This is a genomic window from Cellulomonas sp. P4_D11 (assembly GCF_056401915.1).
Genome location: NZ_JBFUIK010000014.1, coordinates 79,614 through 103,937 on the forward strand (window position 1 = coordinate 79,614; position 24,324 = coordinate 103,937).

Here is a 24,324-nt window from a genome sequence, read left to right on the forward strand (position 1 = left end):
GGTCGCCGCCGAGGCAGCCGCGCGGCCGAACCCCGCCCGGCGCGTCGGCTGTCGGGTAGAGCACGACGACCCCGGCGAGCGCATGCTCGCCGGGGTCGTCGACAGCCTGATCAGCTCAGGAGCTGGCGCGCGAGGGCGGCCGTCTCGGACGGCGTCTTGCCGACCTTGACGCCCGCGGCCTCGAGGGCCTCCTTCTTCGCCTGGGCGGTGCCCGACGAGCCGGAGACGATGGCGCCGGCGTGGCCCATGGTCTTGCCCTCGGGAGCCGTGAAGCCGGCGACGTAGCCGACGACGGGCTTGGTCACGTGCTCGGCGATGTAGGCCGCGGCACGCTCCTCGGCGTCGCCGCCGATCTCGCCGATCATCACGATGACCTCGGTCTCCGGGTCCGCCTCGAACGCGGCCAGGGCGTCGATGTGCGTGGTGCCGATGATCGGGTCGCCGCCGATGCCGATGGCCGTCGAGAACCCGAAGTCCCGCAGCTCGTACATCATCTGGTAGGTCAGCGTGCCCGACTTCGACACCAGGCCGACGCGGCCCGGGCCCGAGATGTCCGCCGGGATGATGCCGACGTTCGACTTCCCGGGGCTGATCAGGCCGGGGCAGTTGGGGCCGATGAGCCGCACGCCCTTGTCCAGCGCGAGCGCGAAGAACTCGGCGGTGTCGGCCACCGGGACGCCCTCGGTGATGATGACGACCAGCGGGATGCCCGCCTCGATCGCCTCGACGACCGCGGCCTTGGTGTGGGCCGGCGGCACGAAGATGACGGACACGTCCGCACCCGTCTCGTCCATGGCCTCGGCCACGGTGCCGAACACGGGCACGTCGACGCTCGCGTCACCCACGGGGAACGACACGGACGTCCCCGCCTTGCGCGGGTTCACGCCGCCGACGACGGACGTGCCGGACGCGAGCATGCGGGTCGTGTGCTTCTGCCCCTCGGAGCCCGTCATGCCCTGGACGATGACCTTGGATGCCTCGGTCAGGAAGATCGCCATGGTGGTGTCTGCTTCTCTCTACGTCAGGGGTTCAGGCGGCGGCGTGGGCGAGCTCGGCCGCCTTGTCGGCGCCGCCGTCCATCGTGTCCGCGATCGTGACCAGCGGGTGACCGGCGTCGGCGAGGATCCGGCGACCCTCGAGCACGTTGTTGCCGTCCAGGCGCACGACGAGCGGCTTGGACGCCTCGTCGCCGAGGATCTCGAGCGCCGCGACGATGCCGTTGGCGACGGCGTCGCACGCCGTGATGCCGCCGAACACGTTGACGAACACGGACTTGACCTGCGGGTCCGTGAGGATGATGTCCAGGCCGGCGGCCATGACCTCGGCGCTCGCGCCGCCACCGATGTCCAGGAAGTTGGCCGGCTTCACGCCGCCGTGCGCCTCACCGGCGTACGCGACGACGTCGAGCGTGCTCATGACGAGCCCCGCGCCGTTGCCGATGATGCCGACCTCGCCGTCGAGCTTGACGTAGTTGAGGTCCTTCTCCTTGGCGCGCGCCTCGAGCGGGTCGGCCGCGGCGGCGTCCTCGAGCTCGGCGTGCTCCGGGTGACGGAAGCCCGCGTTCTCGTCGAGCGTGACCTTGCCGTCCAGCGCGACGATCTCGCCGTCCTCGGTCAGCACCAGCGGGTTGACCTCGACGAGCGTGGCGTCCTCGTTCTTGTAGACCGTCCAGAGCGTCTGCAGCACCGCGGCGACCTTGGGGGCCAGCTCGGGCGTGAACCCCGCGGCGGCGACGATCTCGTCGGCCTTCGCCTGGTCGATGCCGGTGCGCGGGTCGACCGCGACCTTCGCGAGGGCGTCGGGACGCTCCACCGCGAGCTGCTCGATCTCCATGCCACCCTCCACCGAGCACATCGCCAGGTAGCGACGCTCCGCGCGGTCCAGCAGCAGGGAGAAGTAGAACTCCGTCGCGATCTTCGCGCCCTGCGCGATCATCACGCGGTGGACCGTGTGGCCCTTGATGTCCATGCCGAGGATCTCGGAGGCCTTCTCGGCCGCGTCGTCCGCGCTGCGCGCGAGCTTGACGCCGCCCGCCTTGCCGCGGCCGCCGACCTTGACCTGCGCCTTGACGACGACCACGCCGTCCTGGCCGCCCAGGAGCTGCTCCGCGCCGGCGCGAGCCTCCTCGGGAGTCGTGGCGACGACGCCGCCCAGGACGGGCACGCCGTGCTTCTCGAAGATGTCACGTGCCTGGTACTCGAACAGGTCCACCTGGTCTGGGTCCTCTCATCACCGGCGTTCGACGGCCTCTGTGCGGCCGAAACGCCCCGGTCGATGGTAGCGGCCGGGCAGAGATCTCTTCACATCGAGAGATGTGGCGTGCGCGACGCTGCTCCTTCACAGATTCTCCTCAACCACTCCCGCCGCACCGGTGCGTTCCGCTACGTTCGCCCGCATGGACCCGGTGACGCACGTCGCTGCTGCTCTCGCTCCCGGCCGCACCACCCGTCGGCCGCAGTGAGCGCCCCCTCGGACACCGCGCCGATCGCGTCCGTCGCGCGCCTGGCCGTACTGCGTGACGTGGGCGCCAGGGTCCCCGACCCGCGGACGCTCGGCCGGCCCGTCCTCGTCGGCGTCGACGGCATGGACGGCGCGGGCAAGACGACCTTCGCCGACGAGCTCGCCCGCGAGCTGCGGCGCGGCGGCCGCACCGTCGTCCGGGTGGGCGTCGACGGCTTCCACCGCCCTCGCGACGAGCGCTACCGCCAGGGCCGACACTCCCCCGAGGGCTTCTGGGCCGACTCGTACGACTACGACGCCCTGCGCACCGAGGTCCTCGAGCCCTTCGCGCCGGGCGGCAGCCGCCGGTACCGCCCGGCGGTCCGCGACGTCGCGACCGACGAGGCCCTCCACCTCCCGCGCGAGGCCGGCACCGACCGCACGGTGCTCGTCGTCGACGGGATCTTCCTGCACCGCGACGAGCTCGCGGCCTGGTGGGACTTCTCCGTGTACCTCGACGTCGACTTCGCCGAGACGTTCGCGCGCATGGCCGTCCGCGACGGCTGCCCGCCCGACCCGACGCACCCCGCGAACACCCGCTACGTCGACGGCCAGCGCCGCTACCTGGCCGCGTGCCGCCCGGCGTCCCGCGCCACGGTCGTCGTCGACAACCGCGACCTCCGCCACCCCCACCTCCTCCCCCCGGCCTGACCCCACCGCCCGCGCCGGCACGACGCCGCGATGTCACCGCCGCTCAGCAGGCCCGACGGCGCTCGATCGCCCCCCGCCTGCCCGCCCGCCGCGCGCCGCCTGCGCGGACGTCCGCACTTGGTGGGGTTCTACCCCGCATCTACGCGGACGTTGCGCATCGACCCGTTCGGGACGTCCGCACTCAATGAGGCCCTGACCCGCATCTGCGCGGACGGTGCGGGACGACCCTTGCGTGACGTCCGAGGAAACGCGCGGCCGGCGCTCGGATGCTCGGACGTTGCGGGCGGTGTTGTCAATGTTGGTTGACAGCGCGTGAGTGTCAACGTAAGTTGACGGTATGTCCGATGAGCTGATGACCGCGGCCGCCAGTGCCGCCGAGCCGGCGGAGGGCCTGCGGGCCGTCCGGTCGCTCCGCGCGCTGGCCGACCGGCTGGAAGCCCTGCACGTCGAGCGCGCCCGGGGTCTCGGGTGGTCCTGGCAGCAGGTCGCCGCCGCCCTCGGGGTGTCCCGACAGGCGGTCCACAAGAAGTACGGAAAGAGGTTCGGCTGATGTTCGAGAGGTTCGCGAAGGATGCCCGCGAGGCGGTCGTGCAGGCGCAGGAGGAGGCCCGTGCGCTCGGCGCGGACCGGATCGGGACCGAGCACGTGCTGCTCGGCGCGGTCCGGGAGCCGGACGCGGTGGCCGCCCGCGCGCTGAGCAGCCTCGGCGTCGACCACCGGGCCGTGCTCGCCGCGGTCCGCGCGCTCCCGCCGCACGCGATCGACGGCGACGCGCTCGCCGGGGTCGGCATCGACCTCGACGCGGTCCGCGCGCAGGTCGAGGCGACGTTCGGACCGGGCGCCCTGGACGCCGTCGCGAAGGCTCCCGCCGGGAAGAGCGGCCACCGACCGTTCGACGCCTCCGCCAAGAAGCTGCTGGAGATCTCGCTGCGCGAGGCGGTCCGGTACAAGCACCGCCGGATCGACTCCGGCCATCTCCTGCTCGCGGTCGCCCGGCTCGACGACACCTCCGCGCACCGCGTCCTCGACGCGCTCGGGGTGTCGCCGGACGCGGTCCGCGACGCCGTGGCGGCCGCGTGGGCCGACGTGCCGGTCGCCTGACCGTGCCCACCGTCTCCCTGGCCAGCGTGCTGCGGACCCGGGCGTGGGCCGTCACGCCCAGTCCGCGGCGGCCGACGATCGCCGCGGTCGGGTGCCCGGGCTGCTCAGGCGGCCGACGGCACCGGGGTCAGAGCTTGGTGACCGGGGAGAACCGCAGCAGCAGCCGCTTGGTGCCATCGGTGCCGAAGTCGACCTTGGCCACGGCGTTCGGCCCGGCGCCCTCGAGCGCGATCACCGTGCCGAGCCCGTACGAGTCGTGCGTGACGCGGTCCCCGACCGACAGCTGCGGGATCGCGGAGTCGGGCCGGGGCGTCGCGGACCCGAAGGTGGCGCCGGTCGACGGCAGCGTCTTGCGCGGCTCGGTACGCGGCGCCGAGCGGTACCCGCCGCCGGACGAGGAGCCGTAGCCCGAGCCGTAGCTGGTGCGCAGCTGCTGGGTGGACGACTCGCGCCGCCGCCAGTCGATCAGCTCGTCCGGCAGGTCGTCGAGGAACCGGCTGGCGGGGAACTCGTTGGGCACGCCCCAGGCCGTCCGCACGGCCGCGCGCGAGATGTACAGCCGCTCGCGGGCGCGCGTCAGCCCGACGTACGCCAGCCGTCGCTCCTCCTCGAGCTGCTGCGAGTCCGACAGCGAGCGCAGGTGCGGGAAGGTGCCGTCCTCCATCCCCGTGAGGAAGACCACCGGGAACTCGAGGCCCTTGGCCGTGTGCAGCGTCATCAGCGTGACCACGCCCTGGTCGACGCGCGCCTCGCCGTCGTCCCCGCCGTCGTCGTCGGGGATCTGGTCCGAGTCCGCCACCAGCGACACGCGCTCGAGGAAGTCGGCGAGGTTGCCCTCGGGGTCGGTCTGCTCGAACTCGGAGGCCACCGCGTGCAGCTCGGCCAGGTTCTCCACGCGGGAGCCGTCCTGCGGGTCGTCGCTCGCGCGCAGCTCCGCGAGGTAGCCGGACCGGTCGAGCACGGCGCCGAGGACCTCGGCCGGGCCCGCCCCGGACTCCGAGAGGGCACGGAGGTCCGCCATCATCGCGGCGAACGCGGACAGGCCCGTGATCGCGCGGGTGCCCAGCCCCGGCACCTCGTCGAGCCGGTCGAGCGCCGCGCCGAACGAGATGCGCTCGCGCTCGGCGTACGCCGCGACCATCGACTCGGACCGGTCCCCCAGGCCCCGCTTCGGGACGTTGAGGATCCGGCGCACGCTGACGTCGTCGTCGGGGTTGTCGATCCCGCGCAGGTAGGCGACCGCGTCCTTGATCTCCTTGCGCTCGTAGAACCGCGTGCCGCCGACCACCTTGTAGGGCAGCCCGACGCGGATCAGGACCTCTTCCAGCGCCCGGGACTGCGCGTTCGCCCGGTAGAAGATCGCGACGTCGCCGGGTCGCACGCCCTCGGCGTCGCCGAGCCGGTCGATCTCCTCGGCGACGAACCGCGCCTCCTCGTGCTCGGTGTCCGCGACGTAGGCGACGATCTGCGCGCCGGCGCCGGAGTCGGTCCAGAGGCGCTTGTTCTCGCGGCCCGGGTTGCGGCTGATCACCGCGTTGGCGGCGGACAGGATCGTCTGCGTCGAGCGGTAGTTCTGCTCCAGGAGGATCGTTCGCGCGTCCGGGTAGTCCACCTCGAACTCCAGGATGTTCCGGATCGAGGCGCCGCGGAACGCGTAGATCGACTGGTCGGCGTCACCGACCACGGTGAGCTCGCCGCGCGGGAGCTCCATGTCCGTGGAGTCGTCGACGATCCCCCGCGACGAGCCGACCAGCTCCCGCACCAGCACGTACTGCGCGTGGTTGGTGTCCTGGTACTCGTCGACCAGCACGTGCCGGAACCGGCGCCGATAGTGCTCGGCCACCGCGGGGAACCCCTGCAGCAGCTGCACGGTGGTCATGATCAGGTCGTCGAAGTCGAGGGCGTGCGCCTGCTTGAGGCGGGCCTGGTAGCGCGTGTAGACCTGCGCCAGCGCGGTGTCGAAGTCGTTGGCCGCGCCTCCCCCGGAGGTCGCCGCGAACGTCTCGGGGTCGACCAGCTCGTCCTTGAGCGACGAGATCTTCGACGCCAGCGCCTTCGCCGGGTACCTCTTGGGGTCCAGGTCGAGCTCGCGCGCGACGAGCGTGAGCAGCCGCTGCGAGTCCGCCGAGTCGTAGATCGAGAAGCTGGACCGCAGACCGAGCGTCGCGGCCTCCCGCCGCAGGATGCGCACGCACGCGGAGTGGAACGTGGAGACCCACATGCGCCCGGCGGCCGGCCCGACCAGGTGCTCGACGCGCTCGCGCATCTCCGCCGCGGCCTTGTTGGTGAACGTGATCGCGATGACCTCGCCCGCCCGCGCCCGGCCGGTGGCCAGGAGGTAGGCGATGCGGTTGGTGAGCACGCGCGTCTTGCCCGAGCCGGCGCCCGCGACGATGAGCAGCGGGCCGCCCTGGTGCAGCACGGCCTCGCGCTGCTGGGGGTTCAGGCCGACGAGCAGCCTGTCCGCCTCCGCCTGGCGACGGGCGCGGCGCTCGGCGGACGCGGCGTCGTCGGACGGGTCCGCAGGGACGCCGGGAAGAGGGAGGGCGAGGTTCTCGAAGAGCGACGTCATGGCCCCCCAAGGATAGGCGCCGCGACTGACAAAGCCGCGCTCCGGCTGTGGAGCGGCGGGGACGCGCGCGGATCAGGTGACCGCCAGCGCCGTGAGCCAGGCACCCGTCGAGACGAGGGCCGCGGCGAGCTCCACGAGGATGGTCAGCCCCGTGGCCTGCAGGGCCGCGACCGTGGCCCGCCACGCCGGCTGGGCCGCGCGCGACCGGACCCACTCGGCGAGGTAGATGCCGAGCACGAAGCCCACGAACAGGCCGACCACCGGGATGGCGAAGAAGCCGACGACGCCCGCGACCCCACCCCAGACGAGCGTCGACGAGGGCACGCCCGCGCGCTTGAGGTGCCGCCCCGCCAGCAGGTACTTGCCGACGAAGGCGAGCACGGTGACCACGACGGTGATCGCGACCACGGTCCACCCCGCCGTGCCGCCGGTGACGACGCCCCACACGATGACGGCGCCCGCGACGAGCAACCCGCCCGGCAGAACCTGCACGACGACGCCGACCAGCCCGACGAGCACGACGAGGCCGACCAGCAGGTCACCGACGGAGTTCACGGGGTGGACAGTAGCCGTACCGCCGTGAGCCGGCGCGGTGCCGGCTCAGTGCCAGATGACGGCGACCGCGATGTTCACGACGGTGAGCCCGGCGATCGCGCCGAGGTAGCCGGTGGTGACGCGGGCCGGCTTGCGGATCCCCAGGATCACCAGCGCGGTCACGACGAGGGCGACGACCAGCTTGACCGCGATCTTCGCCGTGTTCGGGTCGTGGCCGGCGAGGCCCGCCGAGGCGATGCCGACCAGCAGGATGCCCGTGACCAGCGCGGTGAGGATGCCGTGCAGCACGCCGGTCGCGATCTTCGGGGTGCGGAGGTTGACCAGGGTGCCGCCGAGCACGATGGCCCAGCCGATGAGGTGGAGGACGATGAGCAGCTGGTAGACGAGATCCATGATCCGAGACTATCTGACGCTCCGTCAGATAAAGAACGCGCCGGCCGGCGGGGTCGCTCGGCGAGCGTCGTCCGAGGCGAGTGCGGCATCACGCAGAACGATGAACACTCGGGGAGAGAGCAGTGCCGATCCACGAGCGGAGCCACGACGTGAGCCAGACCGAGCTGTCCTACGCGCTGCTGGCCAGCGACTTCTACTCCTTCCAGGACGTCCTCACCCCGGTCGAGAACGAGCACGTCATGGCGATCCGGGAGTTCCTGGAGCGCGAGGTCCGGCCCATCGCCGACGACTACTGGGAGCGCGCCGAGTTCCCGGTGCACCTCATCCCCGAGGTCGGCCGGCTCGGGATGCTCGGGCCGATGTGGCCCGAGACCGTCCGGTTCGAGAACAGCGCCGTCTACCGCGGCTGGGTCGCTCTCGAGCTGTCGCGGGTGGACGCCGGCTTCTCGACGTTCGTCGGGGTCCAGAACGGGCTGACCATGGGGGCGATCGGCGTCGGCGGCTCACTCGAGCAGCGCGCCGAGCTGCTCCCGCCGATGAGCCGCGGCGAGCTGGTCGGCGCATTCGGGCTGACCGAGCCCCTGTCCGGCTCCGACACCGCGCGCGGCCTGCGGACCACCGCGCACCGCACCGGCGACACCTGGGTGCTCAACGGCGCCAAGCGCTGGATCGGCAACGCGACGTTCGCCGACCTCACGGTCATCTGGGCGCGCGACACCGCCGACGACCAGGTCAAGGGCTTCATCGTCCGGCGGGGCACGCCGGGGTTCACCGCGACGAAGATCGAGCGTAAGCAGGCCCTCCGCTCGGTCCAGAACGCCGACATCCTGCTCGACGGGGTCGAGGTGTCCGAGGCCGACCGGCTGCCGAACATCCACTCGTTCCGCGACGTCGCCACGGTCCTGCGGCTGACCCGGGCAGAGGTCGCCTGGCAGGCGGTCGGGGTGGCCGTCGGCGCCTACGAGGCGACGGTGAAGTACGCGCTGGAGCGCGAGCAGTTCGGCAAGCCGATCGCGTCGTTCCAGCTGGTCCAGGAGCGGCTCGCCCGCTGCCTGGGCAACATCACCGCGAGCATCGCCCTGTGCGTCCGGGCGTCCCAGCTGAGCGACCAGGACCGGCAGGGCGACCAGCACTCGGCGCTGGCCAAGGCCTACACGACGACGGCGATGCGGGAGACCGTCGCCCTGTGCCGCGAGACGCTCGGCGGCAACGGCATCCAGCTCGACCACGGCGTCGCGCGCTACATGGCCGACGCCGAGGCCGTGTACTCGTTCGAGGGAACCCGGGACATGAACACCCTCATCGTGGGCCGGGCCATCACGGGCATCGCGGCGTTCGTCTGACCGGGTGCGCTGCTCGTCGCGGTGGTCAGGCCGCGACGTAGAGGACGACCGTCTCCGCGATCAGCGCTGGCTTGCTCACGCCCTCGATCTCGACCGTGACGGTGAAGCCTGCGCGGACGCCCTGCGCCGTCGGCTCGGCGGAGCGGATCGTCATCGACGCCCGTACGCGGGAGCCTGCGGTGACCGGCTGCGGGAACCGGACGCGGTCCAGCCCGTAGTTGACTACGAGCCCGGCCGCGCCCACCTCGACGAGCCCCGCCGTGAGCGCCGGGATCAGGGCGAGCGTGAGGTACCCGTGCGCGACGGTCGAGCCGAACGGCCCCTGCGCGGCCCGTTCGGGGTCGACGTGGATCCACTGGTGGTCGTCCGTGGCGTCGGCGAACCGGTCGATCCGCTCCTGCTCGACGGGGAACCACTCGTCCGCCGTGACGGACCGCCCGATCGCGTCGAGCAGCCCGGCCGGCGTGGCGACGGCGATCACGCCTTCGGCCCGCCCGCCACGTAGAGGACCTGCCCGTTGACGAAGCTCGCGGCCTCGGAGCAGAAGAACGAGACGGCGTGGGCGATGTCCTCGGGCTGACCCACGCGACCGACGGGGATGTCCTTGGCGACGCCCTCGACGAACTGCTCGTAGGTGAGGTGCATGCGCTCGGCGGTCTGCCGGATCATGTCGGTCGCGATGAAGCCGGGCGCGACGGCGTTCGTCGTGATCCCGAACCGCCCCAGCTCGATGGCGAGCGCCTTGGTGAACCCCTGCAGACCGGACTTGGCCGCCGCGTAGTTGGCCTGACCGCGGTTGCCCAGCGCCGACGTGCTCGACAGGTTGACGATCCGTCCCCAGCCCGCGGCGACCTGGTGCTTCTGCACCTCGCGGCTCATGAGGAAGGCTCCGCGCAGGTGCACCGACATCACCGAGTCCCAGTCGTCGTCGGTCATCTTGAACAGCAGGTTGTCGCGCAGGATCCCGGCGTTGTTGACCAGCACCGTCGGGGCGCCCAGGTCGTCGACGACGCGTGCGACGGCCGCGACCGCCGCCTCGGTGTCGCCGACGTCGGCGCCGACGGCGATCGCCGAGCCGCCGCTGGACCGGATCGCGTCCACGGTGCCCGCGCAGTCCTCCTCGTGCAGGTCGAGGACGGCCACCCGGAATCCGTCGGAAGCCAGCCGGAGGGCGGTCGCGGCGCCGATGCCGCGGGCGGCGCCGGTCACGAGGGCGGTGCGTCGGTCGGTCACGAGCGTTCCTCTCGGAGAAGACGATCAGCTGGCCCTGCCACCTTGGCGTGGGCAGCACGCGTTGGCCACTGCGCCACCCCGGCGAGCGCGTCGCGCGGTGTGCCCGCTAGTACCCCGCCAGCCGCAGCGCGACGTCGACCAGCTCGACCCGGTCGAGGCCCGGGACCTCGTCGAGCGGGAACCAGGCGGCGGTGTCGGTGGTGCCGTCGACCTCGTCGCGCAGCTCCCCGCCGACCACGTGCGCGCGGTAGAGGACCCGCAGCGCGTGCAGGGCGCCGTCCGTGGGGTCGAGGCGGTCGGAGGCGGGGATGACGAGGGAGTCGATGCCCAGCAGCCCGTCGAGGACCGCGTGATAGCCGGTCTCCTCGAGCACCTCGCGCACCGCGGCGTCCGCGGGGTCCTCGCCGGGGTCGATCCCGCCGCCCGGCAGGGTCCACCCCGACCGCCCGCCCTCGACCCAGTGCGGGAGCAGGACGCGCCCGTCCTCCACGATGACGGCGTAGGCGGCGACGCGCAGCCGCATCGTCACAGCAGGCGCCGGGCGGCCGCCCAGCGCGTGAGCTCGTGGCGGCTCGAGAGCTGCAGCTTGCGCAGCACCGCGGACACGTGGGTCTCGACGGTCTTGATCGAGATGAACAGCTCCGAGGCGACCTCGCGGTAGGAGTACCCGCGGGCGATGAGCCGCATGACCTCGCGCTCCCGTGCGGACAGCCGGTCGAGCTCGTCGTCGCCGATCGCCACGTCCCCCGCGGCCGCGCCGAACGCGTCGAGGACGAAGCCGGCCAGCCGCGGCGAGAAGACCGCGTCGCCACCGGCCACCCGGCGGACGGCGTCGGACAGGTCCGTGCCGTCGATCGCCTTGGTGACGTACCCGCGCGCGCCGGCGCGGATGACGGCGACCACGTCCTCGGAGGCGTCGGAGACCGAGAGCGCGAGGAACCGGGTCTCCCCCAGCAGGTCCGTGCAGGCCTTGATGACCTCGGCCCCGCCGCCGCCGTCGCCACCCGGCAGGTGCACGTCCAGCAGCACCACGGGCGGCCGGAGCTCGCGGACCAGGCGGATCGCGTCGTCCACCGTGTCCGCCTCGCCCACCACCCGGACGCCCGCGTCGAGCGACGCCTTCACGCCCGTCCGGAACATGTGGTGGTCGTCCACCAGCACCACGTCGACTGCCTCGCTCATGTCTGTGCTCCCTGTTCCTCGGTGGACCGGATGGGCACCACCAGGTGCACCTCGGTCCCGCGCTCGGGGCTGCTGGTGACGGACGCGGTGCCGCCGCGACGACGGACCCGCCCGATGATCGACTCGCGCACGCCGAACCGGTCGGTGCCCACCTCGTCGAGGTCGAACCCGTCGCCGTGGTCGCGCACGAAGACCTCGACCTCGGTCGCCCCGACCTCGAGGTACAGCGACACGGGCGGTCGGCCATGCACGACCGCGTTCACCAGCGCCTCGCGCGTGGCCTGCAGCAGCGCCTCCGTGTCGGCGTCCGGCGCGCGGTCGCCCACCACCACGGACTCGACGGCCACGGGGTCGCCCGACGGCCCGGAGCGGGAGTCCTCGACCTCCGCGACGATGCCCCGCAGCGCGGCCGCCACGGACGTGCCCGGCGCCGGTCGGTCGTCGTAGAGCCACTCCCGGAGCTCGCGCTCCTGGGCGCGGGCCATGCGGGCGACCTCGGCCGAGTCGTCGGCCCGCGAGCGGATCAGCGCGAGCGTCTGCAGCACGGAGTCGTGCAGGTGGGCGGCGATGTCGGCGCGCTCCGACTCCCGGGCACGCGCGGCGCGCTCGTCGCCGAGCTCCCGGACCAGGCGCAGCCACCAGGGCGTGAGCACGAGCGCGACGCCGCCGAGCATGATGATCGCCGCGACCATCGACTGCGCGAGCGTCGCGGTGTCCACGCCGCCGCCGGACGCGAGCCCGACGAACAGCAGGACGCCGACGCCCGCGAGCAGGATCCCGCCCGCCACGCGCAGCACGCTCACCGGCGTCTTCCCGCCCGCCCTCTCCCGCAGGCGTCCGCGCTGGACGGCGTCGAGCTGGCTCCACGCGAGCCACAGGCCGGCGAGCACGATGACGGCCGGGAGCAGCCAGTCCACCTGCACGTCCGCCCCGGACCGGACCGCGATGAGCAGTACGGCGGCGATCACCAGGACGGCCCCGATGGCGATGTCCGTCACGGGGATGCGGCGGCCCGGCTCGATGATCGCCTGCCGCTTGGCCAACCGGGTGAGCGCGCTCGGCCGCACCTCCTGCGCGGCGTCGGCGGGGTCGCCCGCGGGCACGGCGAGCCACCAGAAGACATAGAGCAGGGGGCCGATGCCGGCGATCGGGGTCAGCACCACGAACGCGAGCCGCACGAGGCCGACCGGCAGGTCGAGGTGCGCGGCGAGCCCGAGCGCGACGCCACCGAACCAGCGGCCGCGCGCGGGACGGCGCAACGGCAGCCGTCGGCGGGCGAGCAGGGGTTCGGTCGAGGTCACGGTCCGATCGTCACATGCCCCGAGGCCTCCCGGGGTGCCGTCCGGGGTTCGTTCAGGGGTGCGCGCCGGCAGGTTCAGGGTGCGCTCAGGGGACCACCCGATGCCGCGCGCTCGGCCGAGCGACCAGGATCGAGGCATGGACACGAGCACTCCCACCGGCCCGGGGCCGGCCCCGGAACCCGCGGCCCCGCCGCAGAACCCGACGCACCCGTCGAACAGCTTCTTCGAGGGCATCCGCCGGCTCGGCATCGCCCGCTCCGACGACCGCTGGATCGGCGGCGTCAGCGGTGGCCTGGCCGACCGGTTCGGCATCGACCCCCTCCTCGTCCGCGGCATCTTCGTCGCGACCCTCCTGCTCGGCGGGCTCGGCCTCGTCGCCTACGGCGCGGCCTGGGCCCTGCTGCCGGAGCGTCGCGACGGCCGGATCCACGTGGAGGAGATGATCCTCGGCCGCTTCGACATCGCTCTGCTGGGCGCGCTGGCGTTCGTGATCGTCGGCTTCGGCCGCGGCGACAACTGGTTCTTCTTCTGGGGACCTCCGGGCTGGCTGCAGGGCCTCCTGTGGCTCGCGTTCGTCGCCGGCATCGTCGTGCTGATCATCGTCGTGGCGAACCAGCAGCCCTCCCGGCCGCGTCCGCCGGTCGCGTACGCCCCCTACACGCCGCCGCCGGCCCCCGGCGCGACGACCACGTACCCCGCGGCGACCTACCCGGCCGCGACGTCGGCCGCCACCTACCCCGCGACGACGGCCCCGGCGCCCGCCGCGCCGGTCCCGCCCTACGGCGCGCCGCCGGCCCAGGCCTGGACGTCGGCGGCGACCCCGCCGCCCCCCGCACCGCCGGCCCGCACGCCGAACCACCTGCGACCGCCGCGACCGGCGCGTCCCCGCACGCCGGGTGCCGGCGCCGGGACCGTCGGCGTGGTCGTCGCGCTCAGCCTGCTCAGCCTCGCGGTCCTGCTGATCGCCGAGCGCTCGGGCGACTTCACCGGCCCGGTCGGGCTCACCGCGCTCGGCATCGGCATCGTGCTCTGCGGTCTCGGCATCATCGTGTCGGGCCTGCGCGGCCGGACCAGCGGCGGCCTCGGCGGTCTCGCGGTCGTCGGCATCCTCGTCGCCGTGCCCCTCGGGGCCGTGTCGAACAACCACTGGATCTGGACGGCCGACGGCCGGCACGACTTCGCCGCGAGCGGAGACGTCGTCGTGACCTCCCGCACCGACGCCGCGCAGGGCTACTCGATGGGCTTCGGCGACGTGACGATCGACCTGTCCGACGTCCCGATGACCTCCACCACGCTCGAGGTCCCGATCTCGCTCGCCGCCGGCGACCTCACGGTCATCGTGCCGTCCGACGCGAGCGTCTCGGCCGACGTCGACGCCGGTGCCGGCACCGTCCGCTGGGACGTCGACGGAGAGAGCAAGAGCGTCGACGGCGTCGGCCTCAACCCCCGCACCTTCACGACCGGCGCGTTCGACGACGGCGGCCCGCAGCTCGCGCTGCAGGTCCAGATCGGCGCGGGCGACGTCACGATCACCGAGGAGAACTGATGCCCACCGAGAAGAACCCCCGCGCCGGCTCCGACGAGACCGCCCCGCTGCCCGTCACGCCCGCCGACGACACCGTGGTACTCCCGCCCGCCAACGCCGCCCCGGCGCCGGACGTCAGCGCCGAGACCGTGGTCGTCCCGCTCGACGACGCCACCTCGTCGCCCGCCGACACCGCCGTCCTGCCGCTCGACGCGGACTCGGCCGTCGTCGGCGACACCGCGGTGCTGCCCGTCGACGAGACGCGGGCCGTGCCGACGGCGGAGCCGGTCGCCGAACCGGCGACGACCCCGCTCGAGGCGACCCAGGCGCCGTACGCGTCACCGATCGGCGCGCTCTACGCGCCGACCGACCGGTCCGAGGAGCCGGGCGCTGTCCGCACCTCGGCGTACGCGGAGCCGGCCGGCGCGACGGCATACGCCGAGCCGGTCGGCGCGGGCTACCCCGTGGACCGCGACGACCCCGTGGCCGCACCCGCAGACCCGACGCCCGTCGTCCCCGCCCGCCGACGGCTCCGGGTCGGCACGGTCGTCTGGGGCCTGGTGATCGCCGCGATCGGCGTCGGGCTGCTCGCCTGGGCGGCCGGCGTGGCCATCGACCTGCAGCTGGCGATGATCGTGCTGCTCGCGGTCGCCGGTACCGCGCTGCTCGTCGGGTCCATCGTCAGCGGCGCCCGCAACGCCCGCCGCTGACTCCACACGACAACGTCCGAGGAGACGAGCGCCCTGACGCTCGCTTCCTCGGACGTTGCTGTGCTCAGGCCGTGGGTCCGCTCGGCGGCGGCAACGGCGTGGACGTGGTCGTCGGCGCCGGTGGCGCGGTCGGTGCGGCCGTCGGGATCGGGTCGGGGTAGGCCTTCGCCGGGGCGACCGGCTCGGTCGCCACGACCGTCCCGGTGGCGACTGCCTTGCGCAGCGCCCACCCGATGAGGATGAGCACGACGCCGATGCCGACCACCAGCAGCGCCACGCCGAACGCCACGACGGACGTGAACAGCGAGGCCCGCAGGAACGAGGCGGTCATGACCGTCTGGCGCGTCGGGTCGTCCTGGTCCAGCTCCGCGTACGTCTTGCCGCCGGATGCCTCCAGCGCGTGGGTGTTGATGATGTCGGCCTGGAACCAGGCCTCCCACGGCGTGTCGACCAGCTGACCGCCGAAGGCCTGGGCGTCGTCGGACACCGTGATCTTCTCCGCTGCCAGGTTGCTGGAGACCGCTCCCCAGGTCACGCCCCCGGCGATGATGAAGATGATCCCGAAGATGATGGTGATCAGCCCGAGCACCCGAACCGTCTTCGGGCTGCCTGTTGTCGTGGCCATGTCTCCCCTTACGAACCCCGCAGGACGGGCCCGAAACCCCCTGGACCCGGCGGACCGCGTGCGGTCCATGACTGAGCGCCCTACACAAGCGACTCTAGGGGAGGAAAGGGGTGAAAAGTCGGAACTTCAGACGAGAGCGCGCGTCCGCGCCCGGGCGTACTCGGACTCGGCCGCCGCGAGCACGTCGTCCCAGCCGAACGGGGGCCGCACGGCGCGGTTGTGGGTGAGCATGCCCTCGAGCAGGCGACCGTCACGGGCGAGGTGCACGATCGCCTCGGTCATCTCGGCGTCGTCGGCGACGAGCAGGCCGTCGACGCCGTCCTCGACGAACTCCTCGATCCCCGTGCCACGCCTCGCCACGATGGCCAGCCCGGCGGTGCGGGCCTCGAGGGCGGCGATGCCGAACGCCTCGAGCTCGGCCGGGGCGAGGAACACGTCGGCGTCGGTGTACGCGGACCGGACCTGGGGCCGGGTCAGCCGTCCGCGCAGCTCGACCAGGTGCTGCAGGCCCTGACCCGCCACGGCGGAGGCGACGCGGCCCTGCGCGGGGCCGGAACCGATGATCGACAGCCGCAGCCGGTCCGGCGGGAGCCGGCGTGCGGCCTTGCCGACGAGCTCGACCAGCGGCACGGCGCGCTTGCGGGGGGCCAGGCGCATGGTCGAGACGAGCCGCAGCGGCCCGTGCTCGCCGGGTCGCCCGCGCCCCTCGGAGAAGCTCTTGGGCGCCCAGACGTCGAGGTCGAGACCGTTGGGCATCACGGTCACCTCGGCGCCGAACACCTCCTCGACCCGCGCCGCGGCGGCGTGGCTGACGGCGCTCAGGGCGGCCGGCGTGCGATGCCAGCGGGTGCGGTTGACCAGGGTGCGCAGGGTCCCGACGACGCCGTCGAGCATGCAGTGCCACGTGATCGCGGTCGGCAGCCCGGCGTCGAGCGCGATCCGCGCGCCGTCGTAGGCGAACGGGGACAGCACCCCGGCGTGCACATGGACGACGTCGGGCCGCACGGTGTCGAACACCTCGCGCACCAGCCGGGGTCCGACCGGGTTCACCGGGAGGTCGAACGGGATCCTCGCGCCGAGCCGGTGCACGTGGACACCGTCCTCCAGGTCGACGACGCCGCCCCGCTCGCCGCCGACGCCGAGCGTGGCCGTCAGCACGTGCACCTCGTGACCGGCCGCGACCTGCCGCGCCGCGAGGTCACCGACCTGCGACTCGATCCCGCCGGTCCGCGGCGCGTAGCAGTCGGACACGTGGACGATCAGCACGGGGTCACAGTAACCGCGCGAACTGGACGGTCGTTCACGATCCGGGACATGTCACCCGCGTGCGTCACCTGCGGCCTCGATCCGCGCCAGCGCCTGCGCGTGCACCTTGCGCTCGAGGATGAACGACATGACCGGCACGACGCCCGCGGCCGCCATCGTCGCCAGGCGCCCCAACCGCCAGCGCATCTTCGACCAGAGGTCGAACACGGTGACCAGGTAGACGACGTAGATCCAGCCGTGCGCGTAGGCGACCCACGCGCCGATCACGGGGTTCGGGTGGCCCGACGCGTCGACGCCGCCCGCGTGGAACACGTACTTGAGGATCAGCTCGAGGCAGAGCAGCAGCAGCATCGTGCCCGTGATCCACGCGAGCACGCGGTACCGCTTGGTGGCCCCCGCGGCCTTGCGCACCCAGGGGTCCACGCCCGTCACCGTCTCGCTCACGCCTGCATCTCCTTCGCCATGGTCGCCGGTCACTCCCACTCGATCGTGCCCGGCGGCTTGCTCGTCACGTCGAGGACGACGCGGTTGACCTCGGGTACCTCGTTGGTGATCCGGGTCGAGATGGTCGCCAGCACGTCGTACGGCAAGCGGGTCCAGTCGGCGGTCATCGCGTCCTCCGACGACACGGGCCGCAGCACCACCGGGTGGCCGTAGGTCCGCCCGTCGCCCTGCACACCGACCGACCGCACGTCCGCCAGCAGCACCACGGGGCACTGCCAGATGTCGCGGTCCAGGCCGGCGCGGGTCAGCTCCTCGCGGGCGATGACGTCGGCGGCGCGCAGGATGTCCAGGCGCTCGGCGGTCACCTCGCCGATGATCCGGATCCCGAGGCCGGGTCCGGGGAACGGCTGGCGCCAGACGATGGCGTCGGGAACGCCGAGCTCCAGGCCGACCGCGCGGACCTCGTCCTTGAACAGGGTGCGCAGCGGCTCGACCAGCTCGAACTGGAGGTCGTCGGGGAGCCCGCCCACGTTGTGGTGCGACTTGATGTTGGCCGCGCCCTCGCCGCCGCCGGACTCGACCACGTCGGGGTACAGGGTGCCCTGCACCAGGAACTTCACAGGGTGAGCGGAGGCGTCGCCGTGCGCTGCGTCCTCGATGATCTCCCGCGCCGCGTCCTCGAACACGCGGATGAACTCGCGCCCGATGATCTTGCGCTTGGTCTCGGGGTCGGTGTGCCCGGCCAGCGCGTGCAGGAACCGCTCGCGCGCGTCGACGACCTTGAGCTCCACGCCCGTGGCGGCGACGAAGTCCTTCTCGACCTGCTCGGCCTCGCCCGACCGCAGGAGCCCGTGGTCGACGAACACGCAGGTCAGCTGGCTGCCGACGGCCTTCTGCACGAGAGCCGCGGCCACGGAGGAGTCGACGCCGCCGGACAGGCCGCAGATCACGCGCGCGGTGCCCACCTGCGCGCGGATCTTCTCCACCTGCTCCGCGACGACGTTCCCGGCGTTCCAGTCGGGAGCCAGGCCCGCGCCCTCGTAGAGGAAGTTCTCGAGCGCCTTCTGCCCGAGCGGCGAGTGCTTGACCTCGGGGTGCCACTGCACGCCGTACAGCCGGCGGGCCCGGTCCTCGAACGCGGCGACGGGGCTTCCCGACGACGTCGCGAGCACCTCGAAGCCCTCGGGCGCGGCGTGCACGGCGTCGCCGTGGCTCATCCACACGGTCTGCGACGACGGGCTGCCGGCCAGCACGGTCCCGGCCTCGGTGACCTCGACCGCGGTCCCGCCGTACTCGCGCTGCCCGGTCTGGGCGACGGTCCCGCCGAGCGCGGCGGCCATCGCCTGGAAGCCGTAGCAGATACCGAGCACCGGGACACCGGCCTCGAACAGGGCCGGGTCGACGAACGGGGCGCCGGTCGCGTACACGGAGGACGGTCCGCCCGAGAGGATGATCGCCGCCGGGTCCTTGGCCAGCAGGTCCGCGACCGACGCCGTGTGCGGCACGATCTCGGAGTACACGTTGGCCTCGCGCACGCGCCGCGCGATCAGCTGCGCGTACTGCGCGCCGAAGTCGACGACGAGCACGGGTCGGTGGGTGGTGGCGGCCGGGTCAGGCGTCTGCGTCACGCCCTCAGGGTAGTCGGCGCGACGGCCGCCTCCGTCCGCGCGTCCGACGTCGCGGAATAGTGTTTTTTCCTGTCAGTGCCCGCACGTAACGTTGCTCCTCGTGCGTTCTCTCCCCCTCGACGACCCCGGTACCCCGCCTCTGAGCGGGCCTACCGCGCTGCTCTGGTGGCTGGCCCGCCGGCAGTGGGGGATCCTCCTGACCGCGGTCGGCCTCGGCATCGTCATGTTCGCCGCGCAGGCGTTCACGCCGTACGTCGTCGGCCATGCGATCGACGACGGCCTGACGCACGGCTTCGGGCCGGAGCTGTGGCGCGCGTGCGGGACCCTGCTGGCGCTCGGTGCCGTCGTCATCACCACATCGGCCATCGGCCACCGCTACGACATCGCGAACTGGCTCCGCGCCGCGTTCACGTCGTCCCAGCTGGTCGGCAAGACCGTGTCGCGGTCGGGCCACGCGATCACGTCGGAGCTGCCGACGGGCGAGGTCGTCTCGGCCGTCGCCAACGACGCGCTGCGCATCGGTGAGGTCTACGCCCTGGCCGCCCACTTCCTCGGCAGCCTCGTCGCGTACGGCGTCGTGGCCGTCCTCATGCTCAACGTCTCGGTGCCGCTCGGCCTGGTCGTCATCCTCGGCCTGCCGACGGTGGCGGCGATCCTCGGCCTGCTGGTCAAGCCGCTGTCCCGCCGTCAGGCGGCGCAGCGCGAGGCGTCGGGCCGGCTGACCACGCTGGGCGCGGACACCGTCTCGGGCCTGCGCATCCTGCGGGGCATCGGCGGCGAGGGCGTGTTCACGGGCCGGTACCGCGACCAGTCGCAGGAGACCCGGCGCCGCGGGGTCGAGGTCGCCAAGACGCAGTCGGTGCTCGATGCCCTGCAGGTGCTCCTGCCGGGCGCGTTCGTCGTCGTCCTCCTCTACCTCGGCGCGCACATGGCGCTGGCGGGCACGATCACCCCGGGCCAGCTCGTGTCGACCTACGGCTTCGCGGCGTTCCTGTCGTGGCCCGTGCAGAACGCGACGCAGATGCTGCAGGCCGCGACGCGCGCGCACATCGGCGCGACCAAGGTGGTCAAGGTGCTGCGCGTCGTCCCGGCGACGGGCGCGACCGAGGGCACCGCCACCGTGCCCGACCGGCACGTCCCGCTCGTCGACGAGGCCAGCGAGCTGACGCTCGAGCCGGGCCGGGTCCTCGCGCTGGTGAGCGCGGACCCCGACGAGTCCGCACGCATCGCGACGCGGCTCGGGCGGTTCGACGACGAAGCGGAGAAGGACACGCCCGTCCGGCTCGGCGGGGTGCTGCTGTCGGAGCTCGACAAGGACGCGGTGCGCGAGCGCATCGTCGTCGCCGAGGCCACGCCGCACCTGTTCTCCGGCGCGCTCGAGCGCGAGCTCGACGTGCGCGGGGGCGCCACGGAGGAGGACCTGCTGCGGGTCATCGCGACGGCCGACGCGCACGACGTGCTCGACTCGGTGCCCGACGGCCTGGCCGGCGAGCTGCCCGAGAAGGGCAGGTCGCTGTCGGGCGGCCAGCGCCAGCGCGTCGCGCTCGCCCGCGCGCTGCTGATCGACCCGGAGATCCTCGTGCTGGTCGAGCCGACCAGCGCGGTCGACGCCCACACGGAGGCACGGATCGCCGCGCGCCTGGCGGACGTCCGCCGGGGTCGCACGACACTCGTCGTCACCGCGAGCCCGCTGGTGCTCGACCACGTGGACGAGGTCGCGTTCGTGCAGGGCGGCGTGATCCGCGCCCGCGGCACGCACGACGAGCTGCTCGCGCACGGCGCCGACGACCTCGAGGTCGCGCGCGCCTACCGGGCAGTCGTCGGACGGCAGATGGACGAGGAGTCGCTCGAGAACCGCGCGGTCGAGGACCTGGCGGACGACGAGCGGCTGCACGAAGAGCTGATGGCGGGCCAGACGGCCGGAGACACGAACGGAGGACAGTCATGAAGCTCCCCATCGCCGACTCGGCGACCGTGCGGGCCTACACCGGCCTCCTCATGCGCAAGCACCGCCGGCCGCTGACCGTCATCGCGGTCCTGCACACGCTCGCCGCGACCGCCGGCCTCGCCGGTCCGTGGATCCTCGGCATGCTGGTCGACGCGGTGAACGACGGCACGACCGTCGGCTACATCAACACGCTGATCGCGATCGGTGCGGCGGCGGTGCTGGCGCAGACGGTGCTCATCCGCTTCGCGCAGCGCTCGTCGATGGTGTTCGGCGAGGAGGTCTTCGCCGAGCTGCGCGAGGAGTTCATCGAGAACGTCACGGCGCTGCCGCTGTCCACCGTCGAGCGCGCCGGGACCGGCGACCTGGTCGCCCGCACCACCAACGACGTGAACAAGCTCCAGCACGCCGTGCGCTTCGGCGTCCCCCGCGTGATCGTCGCGGTGGTCACCATCACGCTGACGATCGTCGCCTGCCTGGTCATCTCGCCGCTCGTGTCGATCGCCATGTTCATCGGCGTACCGACGCTGGTGATCCTCGTGCGCTGGTACCTCAAGCGCGCGACGCCGGCCTACCAGCGCGAGTCCGCGGCGTACGCGACGCTCAACGGCACCATCACCGAGTCGGTGGAGGGCGCCCGCACGGTCGACGCCCTGCGCCTCGGCCGGCGCCGGATGGCCCGGGTGGACGACGACCTGCGCGAGGCGTTCGAGGCCGAGAAGGCGACGCTGCGGCTGCGCACGATCCTGTTCCCCGGCATCGACGGCGCGTTCGTGCTCGCACCGGCGGCCGTCCTGTTCTGGGGCGGGTACCTCGCCTCGCAGGGCCAGGTCACCGTCGGCGCCGTCACCGCGATCGTGCTGTACACGTACCAGATCACCGGACCGGTGTGGGAGCTGATCTTCTGGATCGACGAGATCCAGGTGGCCGCCACCTCGCTCGCGCGGATCGTCGGCGTACAGCTGGTCGAGCCGGACCGGTCGTCCCGCGAGGGCACCCCGGTCGACGAGGACATCGCCGCGCGGGACCTCACGTACGCGTACCGCGAGGGCCACAACGTGCTGCACGGGATCGACCTCGACCTGGCGGCCGGCGAGCGGCTCGCGGTCGTCGGTCCGTCAGGCGCCGGCAAGTCGACGCTCGGCCGCATGCTGGCCGGCATCCACCCGCCCACCGGCGGCACGGTGACGGTCGGCGGCGTGCCGCTCATCGACCTGCCGCTGGAGAACCTGCGCGGCCACGTCGCGCTGGTCACCCAGGAGCACCACGTGTTCGTCGGCACTGTCGCGGACAACCTGCGGCTCGCGCAGGAGGACGCCGACCCGGCGGCCCTCGAGCGCGCGCTGCGGGCGGTCGACGCGTGGGAGTGGGTGCAGGCGCTGCCCGACGGGCTGGCCACCGAGGTCGGCTCCGGCGGTGCCCCGCTGACACCCGCGCAGGCGCAGCAGATCGCGCTGGCCCGCCTGGTCCTGCTCGACCCGCACACGCTGGTCCTCGACGAGGCCACCTCGTTGCTCGACCCGCGCGCCGCGCGGCACCTCGAGAAGTCGCTCTCCGCGGTGCTCAAGGGCCGCACGGTCGTGGCGATCGCCCACCGCCTCCACACCGCGCACGACGCGGACCGGGTGGCGGTGGTCGACGCCGGCCGCATCACGGAGATCGGTCCGCACGACGAGCTCGTCGCGGCCGGCGGCGACTATGCCGCGCTGTGGCACTCGTGGCAGCACGAGTGACATGACCGGTCCACTCACGCTGCGCGGGGGCGTCGTCGTCCCCGACGACGCCCTCGCGTGGCGCTTCTCGCGGTCGAGCGGCCCGGGCGGTCAGTCGGTCAACACGACCGACTCCCGCGTCGAGCTGACGGTCGACCTGGCGCGCATCGCGTGGACCAGCCCGACGCAGCAGGACCGCGTGCTGGCGCGGCTCTCCAGCCGGCTGCGCGGCGAGCTGCTGACCGTGAGCGCGCAGGAGTACCGGTCGCAGCTGCGCAACCGCGAGGCCGCGCTCACCCGGGTGCACGCCCTGCTGGACGACGCCCTCGCTCCCCCGGGCCCGGTCCGCCGGGCCACCCGCCCGAGCCGCGGCTCGCAGGTCCGCCGGGTGCAGGGCGAGCAGAAGCGCCGGGCGGTCAAGGAGCTGCGGCGCCGCCCGCCGCTGGGCTGACGGTGGTGCTGGGCGACGAGGCCGCATGCCGTGACGCGCTCGGGCGTGCGCGTGAGGAGGCTCGCTCGGAGGACGGCGACGGCGACGGCAGCTTCGCGCGGTGGTTCGATGCTCGTCGCGGACTGGGAGGACCGGCACGGCCGACCCCCGGCGCTCTGACTCCGCGCCCGGTGGTGGCTCAGGCCGACGCGCCACCGGCCGCGTCGGGCTCGGGCTCCGCGCCGCGTGCCTCGTCGCGCACCAGGCGGAGCCACAGCAGCACGGCGAACGCGCCGAAGATCCACCACTGCGCGGCGTAGGCGAGGTTCTGGATGTTGAGGCCGGCGCCGGGCTTGGTCGGCGGGTCGAGGAGCACGACCGAGGACGCCTGCGCGGGGTCGGAGGACGCGACCACCAGGTAGCCGGTGTAGATCGGTCCGCCCCACGAGTTCAGCAGCTCGGCGGAGCTGATGCCGTCGGTGCGTCCGTCGGCGATCCCCGTCCCGGCCTCCTCCGACGCCTGCAGGTAGCCGGTGAGGTCCACCGGCCCGGCCGGCGGGTCGTCGGCATCGGCGGGCGTCGCCACCCAGCCGCGCACCACCGGGAGCACGGCGTCCCCGTCGGCGGTGTGCAGCGGCGTCAGGACGAGGAACCCGGTGGTCCCGTCGTGCGCGCGGCCGGTCACCAGCAGCTGTCCGTCGGCGTCGTACGTCCCGGTCACGGAGACCTTGCGGCCCACGAGGTCGCCGGTGAACGTGGTCTGCGGCGCGAGCTCGTCCGCGAGCGGGACGGCGGGGGCCGCGACGAGCTCGGCGGTGCGTCGTTCCGCGGCGGCCGCTCCGTGCACCTGGGCGCGGTCCAGCTGCCACGCCCCGAGCCGGGCGCACAGGGCAGCCGCGGCGAGCAGGAGGACCAGCAGCAGGAGCATGCGGGGCCGGACGGCCGCCCGCAGCATGGTCGTCGGCGGGCGCCGGGTCGACTGCTCCCACGCCGGCGCCGGCCGTGCCGGACCGGTCGGGGTCGACGACGCGCGGGCGGACGGGGCCGGTTCGGTCGGCTCCGGGCGGGCGCCGGACCCCGCGGCGCGCTCGCGCGCGACGGCTGCGGGGCTCTGCTCGGTCACGCCTCACGGTACCCCGCGGCCCGGTCGCGGCCGGAACCGGACCGACCGCCCTCCGAGCCGCCCACAGCCCCGCTGACCTGCGCAGC

24 protein-coding genes are annotated in these 24,324 nt (G+C 73.3%); 9 read left to right on the forward strand and 15 right to left on the reverse strand.

Features of this window, described 5'->3' with window-relative positions; all coding sequences use genetic code 11:
- Nucleotides 1–110: 110 nt before the first annotated feature.
- Both sucD and sucC read right to left on the reverse strand, forming a co-directional pair.
- The gene (gene sucD, locus AC1DT4_RS10780) at nucleotides 111–998 is read right to left on the reverse strand and encodes a succinate--CoA ligase subunit alpha (RefSeq protein ID WP_477089785.1); all 888 of its coding nucleotides are present in this window, start codon (nucleotides 996–998) and stop codon (nucleotides 111–113) included.
- Nucleotides 999–1,029: 31 nt separating this feature from the next.
- The gene (sucC, locus tag AC1DT4_RS10785) at nucleotides 1,030–2,211 is read right to left on the reverse strand and encodes an ADP-forming succinate--CoA ligase subunit beta (protein ID WP_477089786.1); all 1,182 of its coding nucleotides are present in this window, start codon (nucleotides 2,209–2,211) and stop codon (nucleotides 1,030–1,032) included.
- Between the two features lie 246 nt (nucleotides 2,212–2,457).
- Here sucC and AC1DT4_RS10790 point away from each other — a divergent pair, with 246 nt between their 5' ends.
- From AC1DT4_RS10790 to AC1DT4_RS10800, 3 genes are all read left to right on the forward strand, one after another.
- Entirely contained in the window at nucleotides 2,458–3,150 is a 693-nt protein-coding gene (locus AC1DT4_RS10790) for an AAA family ATPase (RefSeq protein ID WP_477089787.1), read from the forward strand.
- Between the two features lie 337 nt (nucleotides 3,151–3,487).
- Entirely contained in the window at nucleotides 3,488–3,700 is a 213-nt protein-coding gene (locus tag AC1DT4_RS10795; RefSeq protein ID WP_477089788.1) for an RNA polymerase subunit sigma-70, read from the forward strand.
- Nucleotides 3,700–4,251: a Clp protease N-terminal domain-containing protein gene (locus tag AC1DT4_RS10800; RefSeq protein ID WP_477089789.1), complete on the forward strand. Its 552-nt coding sequence runs from the start codon at nucleotides 3,700–3,702 to the stop codon at nucleotides 4,249–4,251. Before AC1DT4_RS10795 ends, AC1DT4_RS10800 begins: the two co-directional genes overlap by 1 nt.
- 127 nt (nucleotides 4,252–4,378) lie before the next feature.
- Here AC1DT4_RS10800 and pcrA read toward each other — a convergent pair whose 3' ends face one another.
- The 3 genes from pcrA to AC1DT4_RS10815 form a co-directional block, all read right to left on the reverse strand.
- Nucleotides 4,379–6,823 carry a DNA helicase PcrA gene (pcrA, locus tag AC1DT4_RS10805; protein ID WP_477089790.1) on the reverse strand — a complete coding sequence of 815 codons (2,445 nt, stop codon included), beginning with the start codon at nucleotides 6,821–6,823 and terminating at the stop codon, nucleotides 4,379–4,381.
- A 72-nt stretch (nucleotides 6,824–6,895) separates the two neighbouring features.
- A complete protein-coding gene (locus tag AC1DT4_RS10810; protein ID WP_477089791.1) occupies nucleotides 6,896–7,378 on the reverse strand; it encodes a DUF456 domain-containing protein in 483 nt (160 codons plus the stop codon).
- 45 nt (nucleotides 7,379–7,423) lie between these two features.
- A complete protein-coding gene (locus tag AC1DT4_RS10815) occupies nucleotides 7,424–7,771 on the reverse strand; it encodes a hypothetical protein (RefSeq protein WP_477089792.1) in 348 nt (115 codons plus the stop codon).
- Nucleotides 7,772–7,935: 164 nt separating this feature from the next.
- Here AC1DT4_RS10815 and AC1DT4_RS10820 point away from each other — a divergent pair, with 164 nt between their 5' ends.
- Complete coding sequence (locus tag AC1DT4_RS10820) at nucleotides 7,936–9,114, forward strand: acyl-CoA dehydrogenase family protein (RefSeq protein ID WP_477089838.1); 1,179 nt, start codon at nucleotides 7,936–7,938, stop codon at nucleotides 9,112–9,114.
- 25 nt (nucleotides 9,115–9,139) lie between these two features.
- On the opposite strand, the gene AC1DT4_RS10825 is transcribed toward AC1DT4_RS10820, so the two are convergent.
- From AC1DT4_RS10825 to AC1DT4_RS10845, 5 genes are all read right to left on the reverse strand, one after another.
- The gene (locus AC1DT4_RS10825; protein WP_477089793.1) at nucleotides 9,140–9,595 is read right to left on the reverse strand and encodes a MaoC family dehydratase; all 456 of its coding nucleotides are present in this window, start codon (nucleotides 9,593–9,595) and stop codon (nucleotides 9,140–9,142) included.
- On the reverse strand, nucleotides 9,592–10,347 hold the full coding sequence (fabG, locus tag AC1DT4_RS10830; protein ID WP_477089794.1) for a 3-oxoacyl-ACP reductase FabG: 756 nt from the start codon (nucleotides 10,345–10,347) through the stop codon (nucleotides 9,592–9,594). Before fabG ends, AC1DT4_RS10825 begins: the two co-directional genes overlap by 4 nt.
- A 106-nt stretch (nucleotides 10,348–10,453) precedes the next feature.
- Nucleotides 10,454–10,870: an NUDIX hydrolase gene (locus AC1DT4_RS10835; RefSeq protein WP_477089795.1), complete on the reverse strand. Its 417-nt coding sequence runs from the start codon at nucleotides 10,868–10,870 to the stop codon at nucleotides 10,454–10,456.
- A gap of 2 nt (nucleotides 10,871–10,872) precedes the next feature.
- Entirely contained in the window at nucleotides 10,873–11,529 is a 657-nt protein-coding gene (locus AC1DT4_RS10840) for a LuxR C-terminal-related transcriptional regulator (protein ID WP_477089796.1), read from the reverse strand.
- The gene (locus AC1DT4_RS10845; protein ID WP_477089797.1) at nucleotides 11,526–12,830 is read right to left on the reverse strand and encodes an ATP-binding protein; all 1,305 of its coding nucleotides are present in this window, start codon (nucleotides 12,828–12,830) and stop codon (nucleotides 11,526–11,528) included. The genes AC1DT4_RS10840 and AC1DT4_RS10845 overlap by 4 nt, the downstream gene beginning before the upstream one ends.
- Before the next feature lie 136 nt (nucleotides 12,831–12,966).
- Here AC1DT4_RS10845 and AC1DT4_RS10850 point away from each other — a divergent pair, with 136 nt between their 5' ends.
- Nucleotides 12,967–14,376, forward strand: coding sequence for a PspC domain-containing protein (locus AC1DT4_RS10850; protein WP_477089798.1), 1,410 nt, complete (start codon nucleotides 12,967–12,969; stop codon nucleotides 14,374–14,376).
- A complete protein-coding gene (locus AC1DT4_RS10855) occupies nucleotides 14,376–15,065 on the forward strand; it encodes a hypothetical protein (RefSeq protein WP_477089799.1) in 690 nt (229 codons plus the stop codon). Before AC1DT4_RS10850 ends, AC1DT4_RS10855 begins: the two co-directional genes overlap by 1 nt.
- Nucleotides 15,066–15,129: 64 nt before the next feature.
- Here AC1DT4_RS10855 and AC1DT4_RS10860 read toward each other — a convergent pair whose 3' ends face one another.
- The 4 genes from AC1DT4_RS10860 to guaA form a co-directional block, all read right to left on the reverse strand.
- The gene (locus AC1DT4_RS10860; RefSeq protein ID WP_477089800.1) at nucleotides 15,130–15,690 is read right to left on the reverse strand and encodes an aromatic ring-opening dioxygenase LigA; all 561 of its coding nucleotides are present in this window, start codon (nucleotides 15,688–15,690) and stop codon (nucleotides 15,130–15,132) included.
- A 126-nt stretch (nucleotides 15,691–15,816) separates the two neighbouring features.
- Nucleotides 15,817–16,956 carry a glycosyltransferase family 4 protein gene (locus AC1DT4_RS10865; RefSeq protein ID WP_477089801.1) on the reverse strand — a complete coding sequence of 380 codons (1,140 nt, stop codon included), beginning with the start codon at nucleotides 16,954–16,956 and terminating at the stop codon, nucleotides 15,817–15,819.
- Between the two features lie 51 nt (nucleotides 16,957–17,007).
- Entirely contained in the window at nucleotides 17,008–17,400 is a 393-nt protein-coding gene (locus AC1DT4_RS10870; RefSeq protein ID WP_477089802.1) for a DUF3817 domain-containing protein, read from the reverse strand.
- Nucleotides 17,401–17,429: 29 nt separating this feature from the next.
- A complete protein-coding gene (gene guaA / locus AC1DT4_RS10875) occupies nucleotides 17,430–19,028 on the reverse strand; it encodes a glutamine-hydrolyzing GMP synthase (RefSeq protein ID WP_477089803.1) in 1,599 nt (532 codons plus the stop codon).
- Nucleotides 19,029–19,128: 100 nt separating this feature from the next.
- Between guaA and AC1DT4_RS10880 the strand changes: the two genes are divergently transcribed.
- The 3 genes from AC1DT4_RS10880 to arfB are packed head-to-tail and all read left to right on the forward strand — an operon-like array spanning nucleotide 19,129 to nucleotide 23,136.
- Entirely contained in the window at nucleotides 19,129–20,976 is a 1,848-nt protein-coding gene (locus AC1DT4_RS10880) for an ABC transporter ATP-binding protein (RefSeq protein WP_477089804.1), read from the forward strand.
- The gene (locus AC1DT4_RS10885) at nucleotides 20,973–22,706 is read left to right on the forward strand and encodes an ABC transporter ATP-binding protein (protein ID WP_477089805.1); all 1,734 of its coding nucleotides are present in this window, start codon (nucleotides 20,973–20,975) and stop codon (nucleotides 22,704–22,706) included. Before AC1DT4_RS10880 ends, AC1DT4_RS10885 begins: the two co-directional genes overlap by 4 nt.
- A 1-nt stretch (nucleotide 22,707) precedes the next feature.
- The gene (gene arfB / locus AC1DT4_RS10890; RefSeq protein ID WP_477089806.1) at nucleotides 22,708–23,136 is read left to right on the forward strand and encodes an alternative ribosome rescue aminoacyl-tRNA hydrolase ArfB; all 429 of its coding nucleotides are present in this window, start codon (nucleotides 22,708–22,710) and stop codon (nucleotides 23,134–23,136) included.
- Between the two features lie 178 nt (nucleotides 23,137–23,314).
- Here arfB and AC1DT4_RS10895 read toward each other — a convergent pair whose 3' ends face one another.
- Entirely contained in the window at nucleotides 23,315–24,238 is a 924-nt protein-coding gene (locus tag AC1DT4_RS10895) for an SURF1 family protein (RefSeq protein WP_477089807.1), read from the reverse strand.
- Nucleotides 24,239–24,324 lie beyond the last annotated feature (86 nt).